Raw genomic sequence first — 20493 nt, 5'->3', positions numbered from 1 at the left:
CAGCTCATGGTGACGCCCGCAGATGATGCCGTGTTCCGGCCGGTCCGGACCGGCAACCCGTTCGAGGAGACGGTCGAGCGGTTGCTGCAGGCAATCAAGCTGGGCGTGGTCAGGCCGGGTGACCGGTTGCCGGCCGAGCGGGATCTCGCGACCCGCCTGAACGTCAGCCGGGTCACCCTGCGGGAGGCGATCCACGCGCTCACCGAGGCCGGGTACGTCGAGTCCCGCCGCGGCCGGTACGGCGGGACGTTCGTCAACGAGCAGTTGCCGAAACCCCGTCGTACACCGGCCAAACGGATCGCCCGCGAGCTGGGTGAGGGACTCGACGACGCCCTGGTCCTGCGGGTCGCCTTGGAGACCGGCGCGGCCGAAGTCGCCGCCAACCGCGTTCTCAGCGCGGCCGAGGAGGGGCATCTCCGGCAGTGCCTGGCCGACTCCAAGGCCGCGAAGCTGACTGACTACCGACGGTTCGACTCCCGTCTCCATCTCGCGATCGCGGAGGTCACCGGCTCGGCGTCGCTGACCTCAGCCACCGCCGACGTACGGATGCGGTTGAACGAGCTGCTCGACGCAATCCCTTTGCTGGAACGAAATCTCGAGCACTCCAACGAGCAGCACCAGGTGATCGTCGACGCGATCCTGGCCGGCGACGCACCCGCCGCCCGTGCCGCCATGCGGGAACACCTCTCCGGTACGGCGGTGCTGTTGCGCGGCTTCCTCGCGTGATCCATTGACACCAATGGTCTCCCGCTAGACCATTGAGGGCGCCTCTCGTGCAGTTCCCCGCCGCGTCGCCGAGGAGGACCCAGTGAGCCAAGACAAGACCCCGATGACCGATGACGAGCAACGCCTGCATCAGCTCGGGTACGCCCAGGAACTGTCGCGGACGATGTCCGGGTTCTCGAACTTCGCCGTGTCGTTCACGATCATCTCGATCCTGTCCGGCTGCCTGACGCTCTACGGGTTCGGGATGAACACCGGCGGTCCGGTGATGATCGTCTGGGGCTGGCCGTTCGTCGGCCTGATGACGTTGTTCGTCGGTCTGGCGATGGCGGAGGTCTGCTCGAGCTACCCGACCGCGGGCGGTCTGTACTACTGGGCCGCCAAACTCGCCCCGTCGAACGGACCGGCCTGGGCCTGGTTCACCGGCTGGTTCAACTTCCTCGGTCAGGTCGCGGTCACGGCCGGTATCGACTTCGGCGCCGCGTCGTTCCTGAACGCCTTCCTCGATCTGCAGTTCGGCTTCAGCGCCTCACCCGGCCACACGATCCTGCTGTTCGGGCTCATCCTGCTGGTGCACGGGCTGCTGAACTCATCCGGCGTCAAGCTGGTCGCCCGGCTGAACGACATCAGCGTCTGGTGGCACATCGTCGGCGTGCTGTTCATTGTCGGCGCGCTCGTGCTCATCCCGGACAAGCACCAGTCGGCCGGCTTCGTCTTCGGCCACTTCGTCAACAACACCGGCTGGGGCTCCACCTTCTACGTCGGCCTGCTCGGCCTGCTGCTCGCGCAGTACACCTTCACCGGGTACGACGCCTCCGCGCACATGACCGAGGAGACGCACGACGCGGCTCGCTCGGGCCCACGCGGCATCGTGATGTCGATCCTCGTCTCGCTCGGAGCCGGTTGGGTGCTGCTGATCGGCCTCACGTTCGCGATCCAGAACTACGACGGCACCCTCAAGAGCGCTACCGGCGTACCACCCGCGCAGATCTTCCTGGACGCTGCCGGGGCGACCCTCGGCAAGATCCTGCTGCTCGTGGTGATCGGCGCGCAGCTGTTCTGCGGGATGTCGTCGGTGACGGCCAACTCGCGGATGATCTACGCCTTCTCCCGCGACAACGCGCTGCCCGGGTCGTCGCTGTGGCACAAGATCAACCCGAAGACCCGCACACCCACCAACGCGATCTGGCTGGCCGCCGGCGGCGCGTTCGTCCTCGGCCTGCCGTACCTGTGGAACACCACCGCGTACACCGCGGTCACGTCGATCGCGGTGATCGGCCTCTACATCGCCTACGTGCTGCCGACGTTGCTCCGGCTGATCCAGGGCAGCAACTTCCAGCCAGGACCCTGGACGCTGGGCCGGTGGAGTCGGCCGATCGGCATCGTCGCGATCGTCTGGGTGGTCTTCATCACGATCCTGTTCATGCTGCCCACGGTCAGTCCGGTCACCGCCGGCAGCTTCAACTACACCCCGATCGCGGTGCTCGTCGTGCTCGGCTTCGCGACCACCTACTGGTTCGCCTCGGCCCGCCGCTGGTTCACCGGCCCCAAGGTCCAGGGCTCCGAGGCCGAGCTGGCCGCCATCGAGCGCGACCTCGACATCCTGTGAGCGCTTTCCCTTTACGAAGGGACTGAACGTTTAAGTTGCCGCCGGGGCGCCATCTGGTGCCCCGGCACGATCGTGCCGTGCTGACCGCTCTGACGCCGCAGGTTCGGGTGACAGGATGGTGTCGAGACGGTTTCCTCATGTGACACGCGCCGTGTCGGGTGGTCGTTGCCTGTTTTAATCGACGCAGGTAAACCTTCGAGGAGTTGCGTGACTGACGACGAGCTGGTTGGGCGGAGCAGTCTGGTCGAGCGTGCGAAGAAGCAGCTCGAGACCAGCGGCAGTGTGCTGCTCTATGGCCCGACCGGCATCGGCAAGTCAGCCATGGGCCGAGCTCTGGTCGCGGACCGGACCAAAGCCGGCTGCCGCGTTCTGAGCGCCGCTCCGTCACAGAGCGAAGCCGGACTGCCCTACGTCACGCTCCTCGATCTCCTCTCGAACCAGCTCGAGCTGGCCTGGCAGGTGCTGCCGGACCACCTCCGGCAGCCGCTTGAGGTGGCTCTGCTCAAGGCAAGCGCCCCGGACACCGTCCGCGACGAGCTGGCGGTTCGCCTCGCCGTACTGCATGTACTACGTCGCCTGGCGGCGAATGGTCCGGTCCTGCTCGTGGTCGACGACATCCAATGGGTGGACCCGTCCAGCCTCGAGGTGCTCACGTTCTGTGCCCGACGGCTCTCGGACGGCGTACACATGCTGGCTACCGAGCAGGTGGCCGACGGTGATCTCCCGGTGATGGCTGAGGCTTGCCCGGAGCCGGTGCTGCAACTGGAAGTACCTCCGCTGACCGAGCCCGACGTACTGGGTCTGTTGCGTCAGCGGCTGTCCAGCCCGCTCCCGGTTCGTACGGCGCGGCGCATCTTCACCGCGAGCGCGGGTAACCCGTTCATGGCGCTGGAGCTTGGCCGGGCCGTGCTGCGGCACCCGCAGGGCGTGTCACCCAATGACCCGCTGCCGGTATCGAGCCGACTCAAGACACTGCTCGGTGACCGCCTGTCCGACCTGAGTCCCGGTGCGCACGAGCTGCTCCTGCATGCGGCGTCGTCGCCGCGGCCTACGACTACTCAGCTCGCGCAGTCCCTCAGTCGCCGGATCGAGGCCGAGCTGGCCGAGGCGGAGGCGCTGGGCCTGATCGACATCGCGTCGGAGCGACTGCGGTTCGCTCACCCGCTCCTGAGCGAGTATGTGTACGCCGAGGCGACGTCCGCCGCTCGCAGGCAGGCGCACGCTCAGCTCGCCGCGGTCGTCGACGAACCGGTCGAGAATGCGACGCATCGTGCGCTGGCCACTCAGGAGGCGGACGCCGACCTCGCGGCCGCCATCGAGGAGGCAGCTGCCGTGGCTGCCGGCCGCGGTGCGCCCGGAGCGGCCGCGACCCTCTGGCGCCTGGCCGCCGAGCGGACGCCCAGCAGCCTGCCCGACGAACGGGCTCGCCGCCTGACTAGAGCCTCTGACGATGCGGCTGCCGCCGGTCACCTGGCGGAGTCGGCCGACATGGCGCGCCTCGCCGTACAGGCTGCGACGCTGCCGGAGACCAAGGTGCCGGCGCTGCTGTTGCAGGTCGACGCTGCGTGGCCGGACCGGGAGTGCCGGGTCGGTCTGCTGGCCGATGCCTTCGAAGCTGCTCGCGGCGACGACCGGCTCGAGGCGCGGGTGCGGATCGGCCTCAGTAACAGTGCGTACTTCGATCGCAGTCTCGACGAGGCACAGGAGCACGCCCGCGTGGCGGAGCAGCTGGCCCGGTCGTCCGGTGACACCGAGGCGCTGGTTGACGCGCTGAGTGCGACCAGCTCAGTGCTGATGTCACGTGATGCCGGCCAGAGCGCAGACTCGTTGCTGTCCCAGGCGGCGGAGCTGGCGCGCGATCTGCCGCTGACCAAGGCAGTCGTGAACGCTCGCCAGATGGCGGCGATGCGCGAGCTGTTCCGCGGCCGGACCGATGAGGCGATCACTGCGATCAGTGCGCTCGTCGAGGAGGTCCGGGACGGCGGCGCGATGCGCTGGCTGGCCTCGGTGCTGATCTCCGCGACCGCGATCTACGAGCGCAGCGGTCGTGGTGCAGATGCTCTGAGCGCCGGCCACGAGTGCTACCAGTTGATGCAGGACATCGGCGAAGAAGCCGAGGTCGGACTCGTCATCGCCAGCCGCGCCGAGTGGGCCGGCGGTACGGCGGTGATGGCCCGCCAGCTCGCGGATGCGGCGCTCGAGGGAGTCCGCCTGGTCGGCAACGACGAGTGGACCGGCCCGGCCCTCGCCGTACAGGGGATCGTCGGTGTGCTGACGGGTGACCCGCAGCGTGCTGTCGAGGCTTTCGACGCGATCGCGGAGTCCGGTGAGGCTGCGATGCCGTTCGACCCGGTGATCATCCCGTGGCACGCGGACTATGCCGAGGCGCTTGTCGCCGCCGGGCGGTTGGATGACGCCGCCGCGTTGATCGCCGACATCCGGGCGCGCGCCGAGACGCTGGACCGGCCGGTTGTGCTGATCGGTCTGGCCCGGTCCGAAGCCTTGCTGATCGCCAAGCAGGGCGATCCGGCCGCAGCCCTCGAGCTGCTGGAGAAGACCATCGGTGGCGCGGGTGACCGTGTCTACCCGCTCGACCTGGCTCGCTGCGAGCTGACCCGAGGCCGGGTCGCGCGGCAGGCCCGCCGACGTTCGGTGGCTCGGACGGCGTTCCTGGACGCGATCGAGCAGTTCGAGACGTACGGCGCTCCGGCCTGGCGTGAAGTGGCCGAGACCGAGCTGGCCCGCCTGGACGTCCCCAGCCGGAGCCGCCAGCCGTCCGAGCTGACCGACAACGAGCAGCAGATCGTTGCGATGGTCCGCGACGGCTCCACCAACCGCGAGATCGCCGCCGCGCTGTACCTGTCGGTCAAGGCGGTCGAATCCCAGCTGACCCGGCTCTACCGCCGGTTCGGAGTGGCGAATCGCACCCAGCTGCTCCGCATGGTGGACCGCCCGGGCTCGTGACCCCTCCGGGCACAATGGCGGGGTGAAACTCGAACGCAAGCATGCTCTGGTCCTGCTCGGCATCGCGGTCTGGAACGTCGTGACCTACCTGCGCTTCATCAAGGCGCTCGTCGACACCGAGGACCGCCCCACCGGGTACTACGTGGCCCACACGATCCTGATCATCGTGAACCTGGTGATCGCGGCCGTGCTCGGTACCTGGGGAGTCAAGGCCTACAAGGCGGCCAAGGTCTCGTCGTCGTGAAGGTCTACGTCAGCGCGGACATGGAGGGCATCACCGGTCTGGTCGATGCCGAGGACGTCCAGCCGCCTGGCCGTGACTACGAGCGCGGCCGGGTGATGATGACCGAGGACGTGAACGCGGCGATCCGTGGCGCGTACGCCGCCGGCGCCACGTCGGTCCTGGTCAACGACGCCCACGGCCCGATGCGCAATCTGCTGCCGGATCTCCTCGATCCCCGCGCGGTCCTGATCAAGGGCCGTCCGAAGCCGATGGGCATGATCGAAGGACTGGACCCGTCGTACGACGCGGTTCTGTGCGTCGGATTCCACGCCCGCGCCGGCATCCTTGGCGTCCTCAGCCACAGCTTCATGGGCCACGAGATCGAGGACATCTGGCTCGACGACCAGGTGACCGGCGAAATAGGCCTCTTCGAGGCGACAGCATCGGCGTACGGCGTCCCGCTGGTCCTGCTCACCGGCGATGACGCGGCCTGCGCCGAGGCCACGGCCTGGAACAACCGCATCCATACGGTTCCGGTGAAATACGCCAAGGACCGTTTTGCCGCCCAGCTCGTCCCGGTCGCGGAAGCCCGCGCCGCCATCGAATCCGGCGTCACGTCAGCGTTGGGCTCGCCACCGGCTGTCAGCCCGCAGCAGGCCTCCCGGGTTCTGAGTGTCCGCTGGCAGTCCGCCTCGGTCGCGTCGCATCTTTGTGCAATCCCCGGCGTCACCCGCCGCGACGACCGCACGGTGACGGTGACGGCCGACATGGTCCAGCTCTACCGCCTCTTCAACCTCTTCCTCCGCGTCGCCACCGCGGTCACCTCCAACCCGCCGTACTGTTAGCGGCCAAGAAGCAGACGCACCGCAGGCGGAAGCTCAAGCCCCAAGCTCAACCGCTGCCAGGCCTGCGAGTACGAGCTGGTGGCCCGGCTGGTCGGGAAGTTCTTGCGCAGCCGGAACGCGACGATCGACACCAGCCCCTGGCCGATCGCGAAGAACACAATGCCCACCACCATCAACCCGATCGCACCGTTGCTGAACTGGCCGTACAGGATCACCAGCACACCGATCAGCCACGCACCGAACCCCACCGTGTACGCCGCCGCGATCAGCCGTGCGTGCGTCTCTCTCGCCCAGTCCATCCCGCCAGTATGCGTGACCCCCGAATCCGCCATGCTCGGGTCTGATGTCAAGAATTGTCGGAGGCCTTGGATAGCTTCGGGTCTCGACGATCTGGGGGTGGTGGGGATGGCCGCGACAACGACTGTTCCGGGGGAGCTGGAGCAGGCGCTCCGGCAGGCTTTCGGCTTGCTGGCAACGGAAGGCGACGCCGAGATCTGGCCCGGTCTGGCTGAGTATGTGCTGACCGGAACGGACCCGGCGGAGATGCCGATGGGTGGGTTCGACGCGCTCAGGCAGTTCGGACTCATGTTCTTTCCGGCGAGCCTGATGCCGCATCTGAAGCCGTTGGCCGAATTCGTCGGCGGCCTGGGTGCGGTGCCCTTCGACGTGCTGAACCGTTGGACAGCGCTGCTCGGTGCCGTCCTGTCGACCGGCGCTCAGTGGTGCCGCCAGCCGCAGCTCGACGCGAGCTACAGCATCGACGCGCTCCTGATGCAGCTGGACAACCTCTGCCCGGCCGACGAAGCGGTTCCGCCGTCGTGCCTGGACCATGAGCAGCTCGAGTTCCTGCTGCAGCGCTGGCTGCTCGACCCGAGCACGCCGTTGGTCCAGTCCTTCCAAGGCATCCGTGGCTCGCTCATCCGCAGAATCCCCGGGTACGACGCTGCGGTCGTCCGGCACGTCGACGCGATCAAGGCGGCGGTCGACCTGGACCAGATCGCCGGCCAGCAGGCCATGCTCCACCATCTGCTGCCGCTGTCGGCAGCGGCGCGTCGCCCGTTCGCGCCGGAGATCGCCCGCATCGTGTCCTCGCCGAACGCGGCCGTGCGGAAGGCCGCCGAGCCACTGATCACCGCCGAAGGAGTCGTCGACGAGCTCCGCCTTCTGGTCGACTCCGGCAAACCGGCCGACCGTGCCCAGATCCTCAAGGTGCTCTGGGCAACCAACGATCCGGAGCAGCGCGCCTGGGCTCGCGACCGCGCGGCGGCCGACCGCGCCCCCACCGTGCGCAGGCTGGTCGCCGATTGGGCCGACCGTGCGCCTGAGGACCAGGTTGCGCTCGAGGAGCTGGCGCCGATCGACCTCCGCGTCCCGATGACACCGGAGTTGCGGGAGCGCCTGCAAGTGCTCTGCCTGGAGGGCGACCAACTGCTGGACTGGCGCGGCAATCGGGTGCGCGAGGTCCTCGGGACGGACGATCTGGAATCGGTGCTCAAGGTTCTGGAGACCGGTCAGATCTTCGAGATGGAGAGCAAAGACGGCCAGCTGATGCCGTTCTGGGCCGATCAGGTGCTCGCCAAGCATGTCGCGGCGATCGGGCCGGTGGTGGCGACGGTGCTGCTCGCGAAAACCCGGCTGCTCAGCTGGACCGAAGAACTGTCCGGGGCGGCCCTGCACGTCTATGCGGAGTGCTATGAGAAGACGGGACGACCCGAGCCCCTGGAGATCGCGCGCCTCGTCGACGCAGTGGGCATGGACGGTCGCACGCTGCTCGCCAAATGGGATCGCCGCGACTGGCAAGGCCTGCGGGCGTTCTGGCCAGACGAGGCGATCGCGCCCTTTGTGCGGCATGCGATGCCGCAGTACCTGAAGCTGTTGTCCACTCCGGAGCGCTGGGTGAACGAGGACGCCCTCTTCCATGGGCTCTCGACGGTGTCCGAGCTGCCGATCGAGGCGGTCGATGCCCTGGCCGACCTGGCATTGCGGGAGCAGAAGCTTCACCGGCGCGAGGCGCAGGAGGTGCTGGCGAAGGTCGACGGGATCGAGAAGCGCATCATTGCCGCGCTGACGGATGGCAAGGCCGGGGTGCGAGTGGTCGCCGCACAGTGGCTCAGCCGGATCGGCTGCGCCGCCGCCGTACCGGCGCTGGAGACCGCGCTGGCCAAGGAGAAGAACGAGCTGGCCAAGGCCGCGCTGCTCGATGCGCTGCAGGCCGCAGGGCAACCGGTGGAGAAGTATGTCGACCGGGAGGCGTTGCTGGCCGAGGCGAACACGGCGCTGGCCAAGGGCATTCACAAGGACATCCAGTGGTTGATGTGGGACTCGCTGCCCACCGTCCACTGGGCCGACACCGGCGACGCCGTACCGCTGCCTGTCCTGCAATGGCTGATCAACCAGGCAGTGAAGGCGAAATCACCCGAGCCCGGTGCACTCCTGCGCATGTACGCCGGTCTGATCGTGCCGAGCGAAGGCCACGAGCTCGGCCGATATCTGCTGACTGCCTGGATCACCCAGGACACGATGCCGATCAGCCATGAAGAGGCTCAGCAGCTGGCTGCGCAGGACGCCGTCTGGTGGTATCGCTACTTCAACTCCGCACCGCAGACCCACGCGACCAGCCCGCCGCTCGACATCTCCGGTCTTGGACTGGCCGGTCTGTCTCAGCAGGAGATGGCCGATCGTTTGCTGCCGACCTTCGCCCGGCGGCCCGTCGGTTCGGCGACCGCCTCGAAGGGACTGCTGGCGGTGGTGGCCGCTTGTGGCGGGGAGGCGGCCGCGGCGATCACGGCGCCGTACCTGAAGGAGTGGTACGGGATGCGCGCGGCGCAATGCAAGGCGTTGGTGGCGATGCTGGCCTGGACCGATCACCCGGCCGCGACGCAGGTGCTGCTGTCGGTTGCTTCCCGGTTCCGGACCAAGGGGATCCAGGAGGAGGCGGTTCAGCAGGCTGCCGCGTTGGCGGAGCGGAAGGGTTGGACGCTCGACGAGCTGGCCGACCGGACCGTGCCGTATGCGGGCTTCGACGAGGACGGCCGGCTCAAGCTGTCCTTCGGCAGCCGGTCGTTCATGGCGGAGCTGCAGAGCGATCTGACCGTTGGGCTCGCCGACCCGGACGGCAAGCGAATCAAGGCGCTTCCAGCTCCTCGGCAGTCCGATGACGAAGCCGCGGCGCAGGATGCGAAAAAGGCCTTCTCGGCCTCGAAGCGTGAGCTGAAGTCGATCGTGAAGGCGCAAACCGACCGGCTGTACGAGTCCTTGTGCACCGGGCGGACGTGGACGGCCGCCGACTGGCAGCAGTACCTCCACGGACACCCGATCCTCCGCCGCCCCGTGCAGCGCCTGGCGTGGGTGGCGGACGGCGAGACCGTGTTCCGCCCGCTCGACGATGGTTCGCTGACCAACGTCGACGACGAGCCGATCAAGCCCGCGCCCGACGCCGTCATCACCCTCGCCCACGAAACGCTCCTGCCCGAGGACGTGGTGAGCAGTTGGCAACGGCATTTCGCTGACTACGAGATCGTGCCGCTCTTCCTTCAGTTCGGCCGCGGCAGCTTCACGCTGCCCGTCGAACGCGCCGGGGACAAGGCACTCCGGGACTTCGAAGGCCACCTCGTGGAGGCGTTCGCTCTCCGCGGCCGCGCCGCCAAACTCGGCTACACCCGCGGCGAAACCGGTGACGGCGGCTGGTTCTACTCCTACGAAAAGCGGCTGCTCTCCATCGGCCTCACCGTAGAGCTCGCCTTCACGGGCAACGCCCTGCCGGAAGAGAACAACACCGTGGCCCTCACCGAACTGACCATCCGCTCAACCGGCCACCGCGCCGCCGCACTCCGTCTAGGCGACGTACCACCAGTCCTCCTGGCTGAGGCCTACAACGACCTCCGCCGCCTAGCCGCCGACGGAACCGGCTACGACCCTGACTGGCAACAAAAGACCGGCCACTGAAGGACCTGGGGGAGATCACCATGACACCGCTCTACAAAGCAATGGAACCCGTCGCGGCCGGCGACACCCGGCTGCACCAAGCGCTCGTCGACTACGTGCTGACCGGCAGTCCACAGTCCGTCCTCCACGACGTAGCGTCCTACCACGCAGCCTCGCACCTCGCGCTGCTTCGTTACCACCACGGCGATTCGGATGCGCAGCGGGCGCTTGAGCAGTTCGTCGCCCAGCTGCCGGAGATGCCTGACGAGGTAACGCTGCGCTGGGCGCAACTGCTGACCGCAGCGCTCAACGGCACACCGGACTACGTGCCCAGCGATCTCGTGGGTCGGCCGATCTGGCCGGAGGCACTGGTGCTGCACCTCGGGCATCTGATGTCCCATCGGTACGGAACACCCGAGATCGTGCTCGCGGGGCTGGATCATCCGTGGCTCGAACGACTGCTGGCTGCGCAGGGACTCGATCCGGCGGCAGTGTTGGTGGCCGCGTTCCGGATCCCGGTCGTATCCGCGGACTACTACCCGACCGACGAGCGCGTTGTCGCCGTGCGATCCATGGCCGGCTATGACGAGGCCGTCCGGCGGCACACAGCGGTGCTGCGCGCGGGCATCGAGCTCGACAAGATCGCTGGGCAGCAGTCGCTGTTGCAGATGCTGCGTCCCGCGGAACCGTTGTCATCCGAGACGCTGGCCGGCTTCGCGTCGGAGATCGCCATCGCGGCGGCGTCCACGAGCGCGGCCGTCCGTGATCGGGCCAAGCCGTTGCTGAGTGTCGAGGGCGTGACTGAAGGGCTGCGGGTCGTGGCCGAGCAGGGGAAGCCGGATCAGCGGCTGCAGGCTCTGAAGTTGCTCTTGGCAACAGAAGACGCTGAAGTGCAACAGTGGGCGCTCGGCTGTGCCGCCGCCGACCGGGCCGAGAAGGTTCGAGAGCTGGCTGCCGCGTGGTCGCCGCCGGAGGAGCGAGTGGTGGCGGAGGTGGTGCCGGCTGACCTTCGGGTGCGGGTGACGCCTGAGCTGCGGGCGCGGCTGACCGAGCTGTTCGCGGTCCCGCCCCGCTATCAGCAGCCTCGAGGCCAGGACCGGCCGCCGACCGACGACGAGCTGCGTCGCGTCCTCGACGCTCTCGAAACCGGTCACTTCCGGCGCGGTCCGGATACCCAGATGAGGCCTTGGAGCTGGGCGGACCAGGTCATCGGTCCGCGGGCTGCAGAGCTCGGTCCGGTCGTGGTGACCGTGATCTATGCGGCGACCGGCCTGCTTCAGGACACCTATCACGGATGGCTCTCGAACGGTCTCGTGAACCACTACAGCCGGTTCTTCCTGGCGGACGGCCGACCGACCCTGCTGGAGATCGCCAGCCTGCTGGATGCGGTCGGTGCCGATGGGCGCGGTCTGGTGCTCAAGAGCAATCTCACGTACTACTCGCCAATCCGGCTCGGTCACGGCTGGCCCGAGGAGGCCGTCGCTCCGTTCGCGCTGGCGGTCCTGCCCAAACTCCTCGAGTTGGCCGAACGAGCCGAGAACGTCACCCCGTTCGACCTGCTGGCCACTATTCCGGTGCTGCCGAAGCCGGCGGTCGACGCGCTGCTCGAGCTGGCCGTCGGATCGCGGAAGGCGCAGCGGCCTTGGGCGCAGAGCGTGCTGGAGAAGACCGCTGGCTTCGAGGAGTTGGTGATCGGTGCTCTGAAGAGTGGCAAGGCCGACACCAGGATCGTGGCTGCGCAGTGGTTGCAGCGGCTGGGGTACCAGGGGGCGGTGCCGGCGTTGGAAGTCGCGGTGGCGAAGGAGAAGAACGAGCTTGTCAAGGGCACGCTCATCGACACGCTGGAATCGCTGGGGCAGCCGATCGAGGAGTATCTCGATCGGGACGGTCTGGCTCGGCAGGCCGAGGTGGGACTGGCCAAGGGGTTGCCGAAGGACCTTGCCTGGTTGAACTGGGAGACCGTGCCGGTCGTGCACTGGACAGACAGCGGTGCCGAGGTGCCGCGGCCGGTGTTGCAGTGGCTTGCTGCGCAGGCGGTGCGGGCGAAGTCGTCGGAGCCGAATGTGTTGCTCCGTAAGTACTGCGGGCTTTTCGTGCCGGCTGAGCGAGAGGCGTTCGGGCAGTACCTGCTGGAGGCGTGGCTGGCTCAGGACGTTGCCGTGGTGTCGGCAGAGGAGGCCTTGCAGCGAGCCGAGCAAGAGGCGACGCAGCTGCACAGGTGGCACACGCTCTACCCGCAGAGCTACAACCATGACCCGTTGTTCGGGCTGAACCAGGCGGATATTGCCGGGCGGCTGTTGCCCTCGACCAGCACGCAGCTTGCGGGGTCCGCCGCATCGTCGAAGGGGCTACTCGCGGTGGTGGCCGCGTGTGCCGGGGCGGGAGCGGCCGCGCCGGTGGGGCGGTATCTGAAGCAGTGGTTCGGGACTCGGTCCTCGCAGGGCAAGGCGCTGATCGGGATGCTGGCGTGGATCGACCATCCGAGTGCGATCCAGTTGATGCTGTCGGTTGGATCGCGGTTCCGGACGAAGAGCTTTCAGGACGAGGCGAATCGGCAGGCAGCGGCGCTGGCGGAGCGGAACGGGTGGACCGTCGACGAGTTGGCGGACCGGAGCGTCCCGGTGGCCGGGTTCGACGAGGACGGCCGGATCGAACTCTCGTACGGCGACCGGGTGTTCACCGCCGAGCTGCAGGCGGATCTGACGATCAGGTTGGTCTCGCCGGAAGGCAAGACGATCAAGGCGTTGCCGGCCGCGCGTCAGTCGGATGACGCAGACGCGGTCAAGGCGGCGAAGAAGTCACTGACGGCGGCCAAACGCGAGCTGAAGTCGGTGGTGGAGCTGCAGTCGAGCCGGCTGTACGAGGCACTCTGCACAGAGCGGACATGGCCCGCGGAGGACTGGCAGCGCTATCTGAACGGTCACCCGATCATGCGTCGGCTGGTTCAGCGGCTGGCGTGGATCGCTGACGGCAAGGTGGTGTTCCGTCCCCTCGAGGACGGCACGTTGACCGATGCCGACGATGAGCCGGTCGAGCTGGCAGGCGATGAGGTTGTCCGGCTGGCTCACGACACCCTGCTGACGGAGGACGTCGTACAGGCTTGGCAGGCGCACTTTGCCGACTACGAGGTGGTTCCGCTGTTCCAGCAGTTCGGGAAGGGGATCTTCCGGCTGCCACCCGAACGCGCGGACAGCACGTACCTCGGCGACTTCGAGGGGCATCTGGTCGAGTCGTTGGCGCTGCGCGGCAGAACCACGAAGCTGGGGTATCTGCGAGGGACGCCGCAGGACGCAGGCTGGTTCTACGAGTACGAGAAGCGGTTCTCGTCGCTGGGGCTGACGATCGTCGTCGACTTCACCGGCAACGTTCTGCCCGAGGAGAACCGCACGGTCGCCCTGCGCGGCCTACGGATCGTCCGAGCCACCCCGGACCAGTACGGCGGTGGCGTGCTGCTGCGGTTGGGCGACGTACCGGCGGTGCTGTTGTCCGAGGCGTACAACGATCTCCGGCTGATGGCGTCGGACGGGACCGGGTTCGATCCGGACTGGGAAAAGAAGTCGGAGTACTGATGCACAAGGCAACGATTCTGCGCGAACCCGCCGAGGTCGTGTACGCCGGCGAGCTCGCCAGGCTCGCCGCGGCGGACGATGGGCCGCGGCCGTCCGGCTGGCAGCTGTCACCGCGCGCGGTGCGGCGGTTCGTGCTCGGCGACTCCACGTTGGACGTCCGGCAGAAGTTCTACGGTGACGATGCGCTCGTGGATCGCTGTGTGGTCACGCTGATGAGCAACCGCGGGCTGCTGCTCGTGGGCGAACCCGGTACGGCGAAGTCGATGCTGTCCGAACTCTTCGCGGCCGCGATCGGGGGTGACTCGACCTGCACAGTCCAGGGCACCTCCGGGACCACCGAGGACCAGATCACCTACTCGTGGAACTACGCACTGCTGCTGGCCGAGGGGCCGACCCAACGCGCGCTCGTGAAGGGCCCGATGTATCAGGCCGTCGAGCTGGGCAAGGTGTGCCGGTTCGAGGAGGTGACGCGGGTCCAGCCGGAGATCCAGGACGTGCTGATCGGCTTGCTGTCGGACAAGGTGATCCACGTTCCGGAGCTGACCGGTGCCGAGTCGACCGTCTTCGCCGAGCGCGGGTTCAACGTGCTCGCGACAGCCAACCTGCGCGACCGCGGGGTGCACGAGATGTCGAGTGCGCTGAAGCGGCGGTTCAACTTCGAGACCGTCCGGCCGATCACCGACCGACGGCTCGAGGAGGCGCTGATCAAGCAGCAGACCGCGGCCCTGCTGGAGCAATCGGACGTCGAGGCCCGGCTGACCGATGACGTGGTGACGTTGCTGGTCACAGCGTTCCACGATCTGCGGGACGGCGTCACCACCGAGGGGACTGTGATCGAGCGGCCGAGTGCGGTGCTGTCGTCCGCCGAGGCGGTCGCGGTCGGGTACGCGGCCGGCCTGGACGCGCAGTACTTCGGCACCGGCGAGATCGGCGGCGAGCACATTGCCCGACAGCTGATCGGTACGGTGCTGAAGGACAACCCCGACGACGGCAAGAAGCTGCGGCACTACTTCGACATCGTGGTGAAGCAGCGAGCGCAGTCGAGTGCGCACTGGCGTCAGTTCCACACGACCCGGCACGAGCTCGAACGCTGAGGACAGCAGGATGCCCAGCCCAGCGTTGACCACCGAGGAGGTGCGTGCGCTCGCCGCGACCTTGATGCGCGACGACCTCATCGTCGTACCGGTGCGGCATCACAGTCCTGCCTGCGCGTTGCTCGTCCGTCGGCTGATGCGTGAGCGGCGGCCAAGCGCCGTGCTGGTGGAGGGTCCGCGCGCGTTCACGCCGTTGATCCCACTGCTGACGCATGAGAAGGCGCGGATGCCGCTGGCGGTCTACAGCTATGCCTCGCGCGGATCTGACCGGTGGGCGGCGTACTTCCCGTTCTGTGACTACTCGCCGGAGCTCGTGGCGTTGCGCGAGGCAGCGGCCGCGGGGATTCCGAGCCGGTTCATCGACCTCGATCTGTCCGAGCAACAGGTGGTGGAGGAGGGCACGTCGGGGCCAGAAGGCATATCGCTGCTCGACGAGCGGCATTTCCGGCACAGCCAAAGCTTGGAGCTGCTGGCCGAACGGCTTGGTTGCGCGGATGACGAGGACTTGTGGGAGCTGCTCTTCGAGTCCGATGCCGGTACGACGGATCCGGCCGAGCAGGTAGCGCGGATGGCGGCGTACTGCCTGCTGGCGCGCGCGGACCGGACCGAAGCGGAGCTCGCGGCGGACGGGACGACGCTGCGGGAAGCCGAGATGGCGTGGCAGATTCGCGAGGCACTGTTGGCCCGCGGGCCTTCTGACGGGCCGGTGCTCGCGGTGGTCGGCGGTTTCCACGGCGTGGTTCTGCCGGAGCTGCTCGCCGGTGCCGTGCAGCGACCGGTGATCGACGTGGACGGTGTGACTGGGGATTCGGCGCTGATTCGCTATACGTTCGAACGCCTGGAGCGGCTGAACGGATACGGCGCCGGGATGACGTCACCCGCGTGGCATCAACGTCTCTGGCAGAACTTGATCGATCCGCCGACCGGGCAACATCCCCGCACCGCCGCGACGCTGACCGCATTGCTGGACATCAGTTCCGAGTTGCGCGACCGCCACCGGCTTCCGTTGCCGCTGCCCTCGGTCGTGGCGGCGTTCGAACAAGCTGTGCAGCTCGCGACCCTGCGGGAACGGCCGGCCCCATTGCGCAGTGATCTGCTGGACGCGGTGCAGAGCTGTTTCGTCAAAGGCGACATCGACGTCGAAGGCATCCTGGTCAAGGCCGCCTGCCGGTTGACGCTCACTGGTGACGCGATGGGTGAGCTGCCGCCCGGGTCCGGTCTGACGCCGCTGGTCGAGGACGCTCGGCGCCGGCTCCGCGGTCAGCGGCTGCGCATCGACGAGCCCGGTCGGCAGAGCGTCTCACTCGATCTCTACCGCAGTGCGCCTCATCGCGAGACCTCACGCCTGCTGCATGGACTGACGCTGCTCGGTGCCTCCGTGGCGATCCGGACCGCAGGGCCAAACTTTGTGCAAGGCTCCGGGCTCGCCCGCCTGCATGAGAAGTGGGACTACGCGTGGTCGCCGGTGGTCGAGGGCGCCTTGATCGAAGCCTCCGGCTACGGATCGACCGTGTCGACCGCGGTGGCGACTCGATTCGCCGAGTTGCTGGCAGCCCGCCGTACGACGAACCTGGGCGCGCCGCAGGCGGCCGGGCTGCTGATCCAGGCCTGCGTGCTCGGTCTCCATGAGCAGGTCGGCGAGACTCTGGAGCTAGTGAGGGATCGGGTCGGCGCCGACGTCTCGTTCGCCGACGTGGCCACGGCGGTGACGCAGTTGGCGTTGCTCTGGGAGGCGCTTGAGCCGCTGGAGGCACGCTCGCTCGGCGACGAACTGCTCGCGCTGATGCAGACGACGTACGAGCGAGCTTTGTACCTCGGGCGTCAGCTCAACGGCGAGGCGAAGCCGACCGCGGAGGCGCTGGTCCGCCTGCGGGATTTGCTGGTTTCGGCGACCGGTCATGGGCTCGACGTCGAGCTGTACTGGGAGCTGATCGACCACGTCGCGAACGGGCACGGCGTGGTGTTCGTGCGTGGGGCCGCGACCGGGATCGCCTACTCCGCGGGGAGATCCGGAACCGACGAGGTGGTCGGGCGAGTGACCGGTCACCTGGCTGGCGGGATGCCTGCGGAGGATGGGGTCGCGTTCCTGGCCGGTGTACTGCTGACTGCGCGGGAGGCGGCCTGGCAGGAGGAGCGGCTGCTGGCCGAGCTTGATCGGCGGTTGACCGAATGGGACCGGGCGACCTTCGTCCGGCATCTGCCCGAGCTGCGGTTGGCGTTCGCAGACCTGACGCCGGTCGAGACGGATCGAGTGGCGAAGGTCGTGGCGACGATGAAGGGGCTGAAGGAGTTCGGCCCGCTGACGACAGGTGGTGCGACGGCTGACGAGGTCGACCGGCATCTGGCGGTTTCCGAGCAGGCGTTGGCGCTGCTTGCTCAAGACGGTCTGGCGGCGTGGGGCGGTGGTGCGTCGTGAGCGCCGAGCTGGAGCGGTGGCGATTGGTGCTTGGGCGCTACGCGAAGGCTCAACTGGGTGAAGCCCCAGCGGGGAGCGAGCAGGCGCGGATGGAGGCAGCGCTCGACTATCTGTACGGCCGCGAGTACGGCGGCCGCGGTGTCCGCGAGCCCGGTGGGAGCGGTCAAGGCACCGGTGACGATGAGGCGGACGCTGGTGGAGGCGGCGGAGCAGGAGGCGGTACGGCGGGAGTCGGGCCGGGCGGGAGTGGCCCGTCGGCACCGGCATTGGTCACCTGGCTGTCCGAGGTGCGCGAGCTGTTCCCGCGCGAGACTGTCGAGATCGTCGAGCGGCACGCCCTCGACCGGTACGGGCTGACTGAGCTTGTCACCGATCCCGAGCTGCTCGACCGCCTCGAACCCGACATCGGCCTGCTGAAGACCCTGCTCGCTCTGAAAGGCCACATGGGCGAGGCGACCCTCGCCGTGGCGCGCCGGATCATCCAGCAGGTGATCGACGAGCTGCGCCGCCGGTTGGAGATGGAGGTGAGCGCCGCGATGGCCGGCCGGCTGAACCAGCACCGGCACTCGCCGCTCGCGATCGCGGCCAACTTCGATCCGCGTGGGACGATCCGGCGCAACCTGCGGAACTACGATCCGGAAGGACAACGGCTCGTGCTCGCCGAGGTCCTGTTCTTCCAGCGCAACGCCCGCCGGCTGCCGTGGGACATCATCGTCTGCGTCGACCAGTCCGGGAGCATGGTCGACTCCGTCATCCACAGCGCGGTGATGGCTGGCATCCTGTCCGGGCTGCCGGCGTTCCGGATCCGGCTGGTCTTGTTCGACACGTCGGTGGTCGATCTGTCCGAGCACGCCGACGATCCGGTCGACATCCTGATGCGGGTGCAGTTGGGCGGCGGCACGAACATCGCCAAAGCCGTCCGCTACTGCGCGCAGCTCGTCGAGAACCCGTTGCGTACGGTCCTGGTCCTGGTGACCGACTTCTGTGAAGGCGGACCGCCGTCCGACCTGATCCGCGCCGTGCGCGAGCTGGCCGCATCCCGGGTGAAGCTGCTTGGGCTGGCCGCGCTCGACGGGGAGGCGGCACCGGCGTACGACAAAGCCATGGCCGGGCGGTTGGCCGACGAGGGCATGGAGATCGCGGCGCTAACGCCTGGGCAGCTGGCTTCCTGGCTGGTCGAGGTGACCGGATGACCGTGCTGCCCGAGGTGGTTACAGTGCTGAGCCGGTACGACGATGACGCGTGGTCGGCGTTGTCGTCGCGCGGTCTGTTGCGCCGAGCGCGGAAGGACCTGGAGCGAGTCACTCCCGCGATAGTTGCCGAGGGCCCCGAAGTGGTGACGATTGCGCTCGGCGCAGAGATGGTTGGCTTCGCCGCGGCGGGACCAGCCACGGCAACCTGCACCTGCCCGAGCGGGACGGTCTGCCAGCACATCATCGCTGCCGGTCTCTGGCTAGGCGCGTCGGCCACCGCGGAGGAGGTGACAGTCGGGGCCGACCTGCTACCCCTGACCCCCGAAGACCTGAGGGCCTTTGCCGGCGCGGCTGTCTACCGGTGGGCCCGCGAGTACGTCGAGAACCTCGACGGCTTCCGGGCCGAGAGCGGGCAGCATCTCGTGCTGTCGCTGACGACTCCGCGCGTGAGCTTCCATTCGATGGGTGGTGGGATTGCCGGGCTGGTTCCAGACGTCAAGCTGCCGAACGCGGACCGCTACCAGGTCGCCGTCGTGCTCGCTTACCAACGCGCGAACGGTGTCGAGCTCGAGCCGGTACGACGCCGCGCGCCCGACGTACCCAATTCGGGTGCCGTCGGTCGACGAACCGCCGTACGGGCGGCTGTTGAGCAACTGGTGGGGGACACGGTCGGGCTTGGGGTGGCTCATCTGTCGGAGTCGCTGCGGCAGCGGTATGAGACCTTGACGGTCTCAGCACAAGGCGCGGAGTACTACCGGCTGGCCGGAATGTTGCGTGGGGCAACTGGTCAGATCGGCTGGGCGTTGGCGCGGTCGGCGCAGGCGGATGAGGAGCGGCTGCTCGAGCAGCTCGCGACGACGTACGGGTTGGTGACCGCGCTGGCGTCGGTCGGCGACGTACCTCGTTTGGTCGGCAGCGCGCGAGGCCGGTTCGATCTGGCTGGGCGGCAGGAGCTGATCGGGGTCGGCGCGGTTCCTTGGCGGACGGCATCTGGGTACGCCGGACTGACCGTGGTGCTGTGGTCAGTGGACGCGCGGGAGTTTGTGACGTGGACGGATAGCCGGCCGGCTGGGGTGTCGTTCGATCCGCGCGGCCGGTACAGCATGCCTGGGCCGTGGAGCGGGCTCGGCAGCCCAGCCGAGGCGACCGGTGCGCGAGTCCGTCTGACGAACGCCCGCATCACCGCGAACGGCCGACTGTCCGGAGTCGACAGTACCCACGCGATGTCCGAGGACCTGTCCGGCGCCGAGTTGGCCGCGGCGCTTCCGGCTCTGACGAGTTGGTCCAGCCTCGAAACACCGCAACCAGCCAGTCTCCTCAGCCAAGATGGCCCGGCGCGGCCGTGGATCGTGCTGGCCCCGGCCAGCTTCGGCGCTGCGCAGTTCAACGAAGCCCAGCAACGCCTCGAGTGGCCGGTCACCGACACCGGCGGCCGAGTCCTGCCGCTTCACATGCCCTATTCGAACGAGAGCAGGCAGGCCGTCGCCCGGATCGAATCCCTCGCCCCGCCCGCGCCCGGCACCTTCGTCATCGCGCGGCTGACCCGAACCCCTGAAGGCCCAACCGCCGAACCCCTCAGCCTGATCGACCCCACCGCGCCACCAGGCGACGCAACCGACAACCTCCACTTCGGTCCATCCCAACCCCTCCGCCCACCCCCAACCACCGCGGCCCCCGCCGTCGCAGCCGCGCCACCACCGCGCCCACTCCTCGACCTCCGCCACTGGCTCATCCGCCAAGCCGAGCGCGGCACCGGCGCCCACTCCGCCGGCGCCTTCACCGCCGAGCTCACCCGCCGCCACCAAGCACTCCGCGCAATCGGCTTCACCGCCTACCCCACCGAGCTCACCAGCCCACCCGCCACCGCACTACTGCAGTCCTTCTACCTCACCATGCAACTAACCCACCTGCTGACCTGAGCCCTTCACCAGTC

The 20493-nt window shown here is 68.2% G+C and carries 12 protein-coding genes; 11 read left to right on the top strand and 1 reads right to left on the bottom strand.

All coding sequences use genetic code 11. The features are described from left to right. Window positions 1–6 precede the first annotated feature (6 nt). The 5 genes from ACIA49_RS05925 (at window position 7) to ACIA49_RS05905 (ending at window position 6364) form a co-directional block, all read left to right on the top strand. Window positions 7–726: a FadR/GntR family transcriptional regulator gene (locus ACIA49_RS05925; protein WP_396375976.1), complete on the top strand. Its 720-nt coding sequence runs from the start codon at window positions 7–9 to the stop codon at window positions 724–726. Between the two features lie 82 nt (window positions 727–808). Beyond that, entirely contained in the window at window positions 809–2332 is a 1524-nt protein-coding gene (locus ACIA49_RS05920) for an amino acid permease (RefSeq protein WP_396375975.1), read from the top strand. 207 nt (window positions 2333–2539) lie between these two features. Beyond that, window positions 2540–5296 (top strand): AAA family ATPase, encoded by a 2757-nt coding sequence (locus ACIA49_RS05915; protein ID WP_396375974.1) that lies wholly within the window; start codon window positions 2540–2542, stop codon window positions 5294–5296. A gap of 22 nt (window positions 5297–5318) precedes the next feature. After that, window positions 5319–5540: an SCO4848 family membrane protein gene (locus tag ACIA49_RS05910; protein ID WP_396375973.1), complete on the top strand. Its 222-nt coding sequence runs from the start codon at window positions 5319–5321 to the stop codon at window positions 5538–5540. Beyond that, window positions 5537–6364 carry a M55 family metallopeptidase gene (locus ACIA49_RS05905; protein ID WP_396375972.1) on the top strand — a complete coding sequence of 276 codons (828 nt, stop codon included), beginning with the start codon at window positions 5537–5539 and terminating at the stop codon, window positions 6362–6364. The genes ACIA49_RS05910 and ACIA49_RS05905 overlap by 4 nt, the downstream gene beginning before the upstream one ends. Here ACIA49_RS05905 and ACIA49_RS05900 read toward each other — a convergent pair. Continuing rightward, window positions 6361–6663, bottom strand: coding sequence for a hypothetical protein (locus tag ACIA49_RS05900; RefSeq protein ID WP_396375971.1), 303 nt, complete (start codon window positions 6661–6663; stop codon window positions 6361–6363). The two genes, ACIA49_RS05905 and ACIA49_RS05900, sit on opposite strands and share 4 nt — an antisense overlap. A 106-nt stretch (window positions 6664–6769) precedes the next feature. Here ACIA49_RS05900 and ACIA49_RS05895 point away from each other — a divergent pair, with 106 nt between their 5' ends. The 6 genes from ACIA49_RS05895 to ACIA49_RS05870 are packed head-to-tail and all read left to right on the top strand — an operon-like array spanning window position 6770 to window position 20479. Next, a complete protein-coding gene (locus tag ACIA49_RS05895) occupies window positions 6770–10309 on the top strand; it encodes a DUF4132 domain-containing protein (RefSeq protein ID WP_396375970.1) in 3540 nt (1179 codons plus the stop codon). Between the two features lie 20 nt (window positions 10310–10329). Beyond that, the gene (locus ACIA49_RS05890) at window positions 10330–13857 is read left to right on the top strand and encodes a DUF4132 domain-containing protein (RefSeq protein WP_396375969.1); all 3528 of its coding nucleotides are present in this window, start codon (window positions 10330–10332) and stop codon (window positions 13855–13857) included. After that, window positions 13857–14951, top strand: a complete 1095-nt coding sequence (locus ACIA49_RS05885) for an AAA family ATPase (RefSeq protein ID WP_396375968.1) — start codon at window positions 13857–13859, stop codon at window positions 14949–14951. Before ACIA49_RS05890 ends, ACIA49_RS05885 begins: the two co-directional genes overlap by 1 nt. Before the next feature lie 10 nt (window positions 14952–14961). Next, complete coding sequence (locus ACIA49_RS05880) at window positions 14962–17367, top strand: DUF5682 family protein (RefSeq protein WP_396375967.1); 2406 nt, start codon at window positions 14962–14964, stop codon at window positions 17365–17367. After that, entirely contained in the window at window positions 17364–18560 is a 1197-nt protein-coding gene (locus ACIA49_RS05875; RefSeq protein WP_396375966.1) for a VWA domain-containing protein, read from the top strand. Before ACIA49_RS05880 ends, ACIA49_RS05875 begins: the two co-directional genes overlap by 4 nt. After that, on the top strand, window positions 18557–20479 hold the full coding sequence (locus ACIA49_RS05870; protein WP_396375965.1) for an SWIM zinc finger family protein: 1923 nt from the start codon (window positions 18557–18559) through the stop codon (window positions 20477–20479). The genes ACIA49_RS05875 and ACIA49_RS05870 overlap by 4 nt, the downstream gene beginning before the upstream one ends. Window positions 20480–20493: the final 14 nt, after the last annotated feature.

This window comes from Kribbella sp. NPDC051587 (assembly GCF_044453945.1).
In the GTDB taxonomy this organism is placed as follows: domain Bacteria; phylum Actinomycetota; class Actinomycetes; order Propionibacteriales; family Kribbellaceae; genus Kribbella.
This window is presented reverse-complemented; position numbering and strand designations above follow the sequence as displayed.

Bases quoted from the DNA above. Each gene is read 5' to 3' on its own strand.
- ACIA49_RS05870 (WP_396375965.1), top strand. From the start codon at position 18,557: ATGACCGTGCTGCCCGAGGTGGTTACAGTGCTGAGCCGGTACGACGAT.
- ACIA49_RS05880 (WP_396375967.1), top strand. From the start codon at position 14,962: ATGCCCAGCCCAGCGTTGACCACCGAGGAGGTGCGTGCGCTCGCCGCG.
- ACIA49_RS05895 (WP_396375970.1), top strand. From the start codon at position 6,770: ATGGCCGCGACAACGACTGTTCCGGGGGAGCTGGAGCAGGCGCTCCGG.
- ACIA49_RS05890 (WP_396375969.1), top strand. From the start codon at position 10,330: ATGACACCGCTCTACAAAGCAATGGAACCCGTCGCGGCCGGCGACACC.
- ACIA49_RS05925 (WP_396375976.1), top strand. From the start codon at position 7: ATGGTGACGCCCGCAGATGATGCCGTGTTCCGGCCGGTCCGGACCGGC.
- ACIA49_RS05885 (WP_396375968.1), top strand. From the start codon at position 13,857: ATGCACAAGGCAACGATTCTGCGCGAACCCGCCGAGGTCGTGTACGCC.
- ACIA49_RS05900 (WP_396375971.1), bottom strand. From the start codon at position 6,663: ATGGACTGGGCGAGAGAGACGCACGCACGGCTGATCGCGGCGGCGTAC.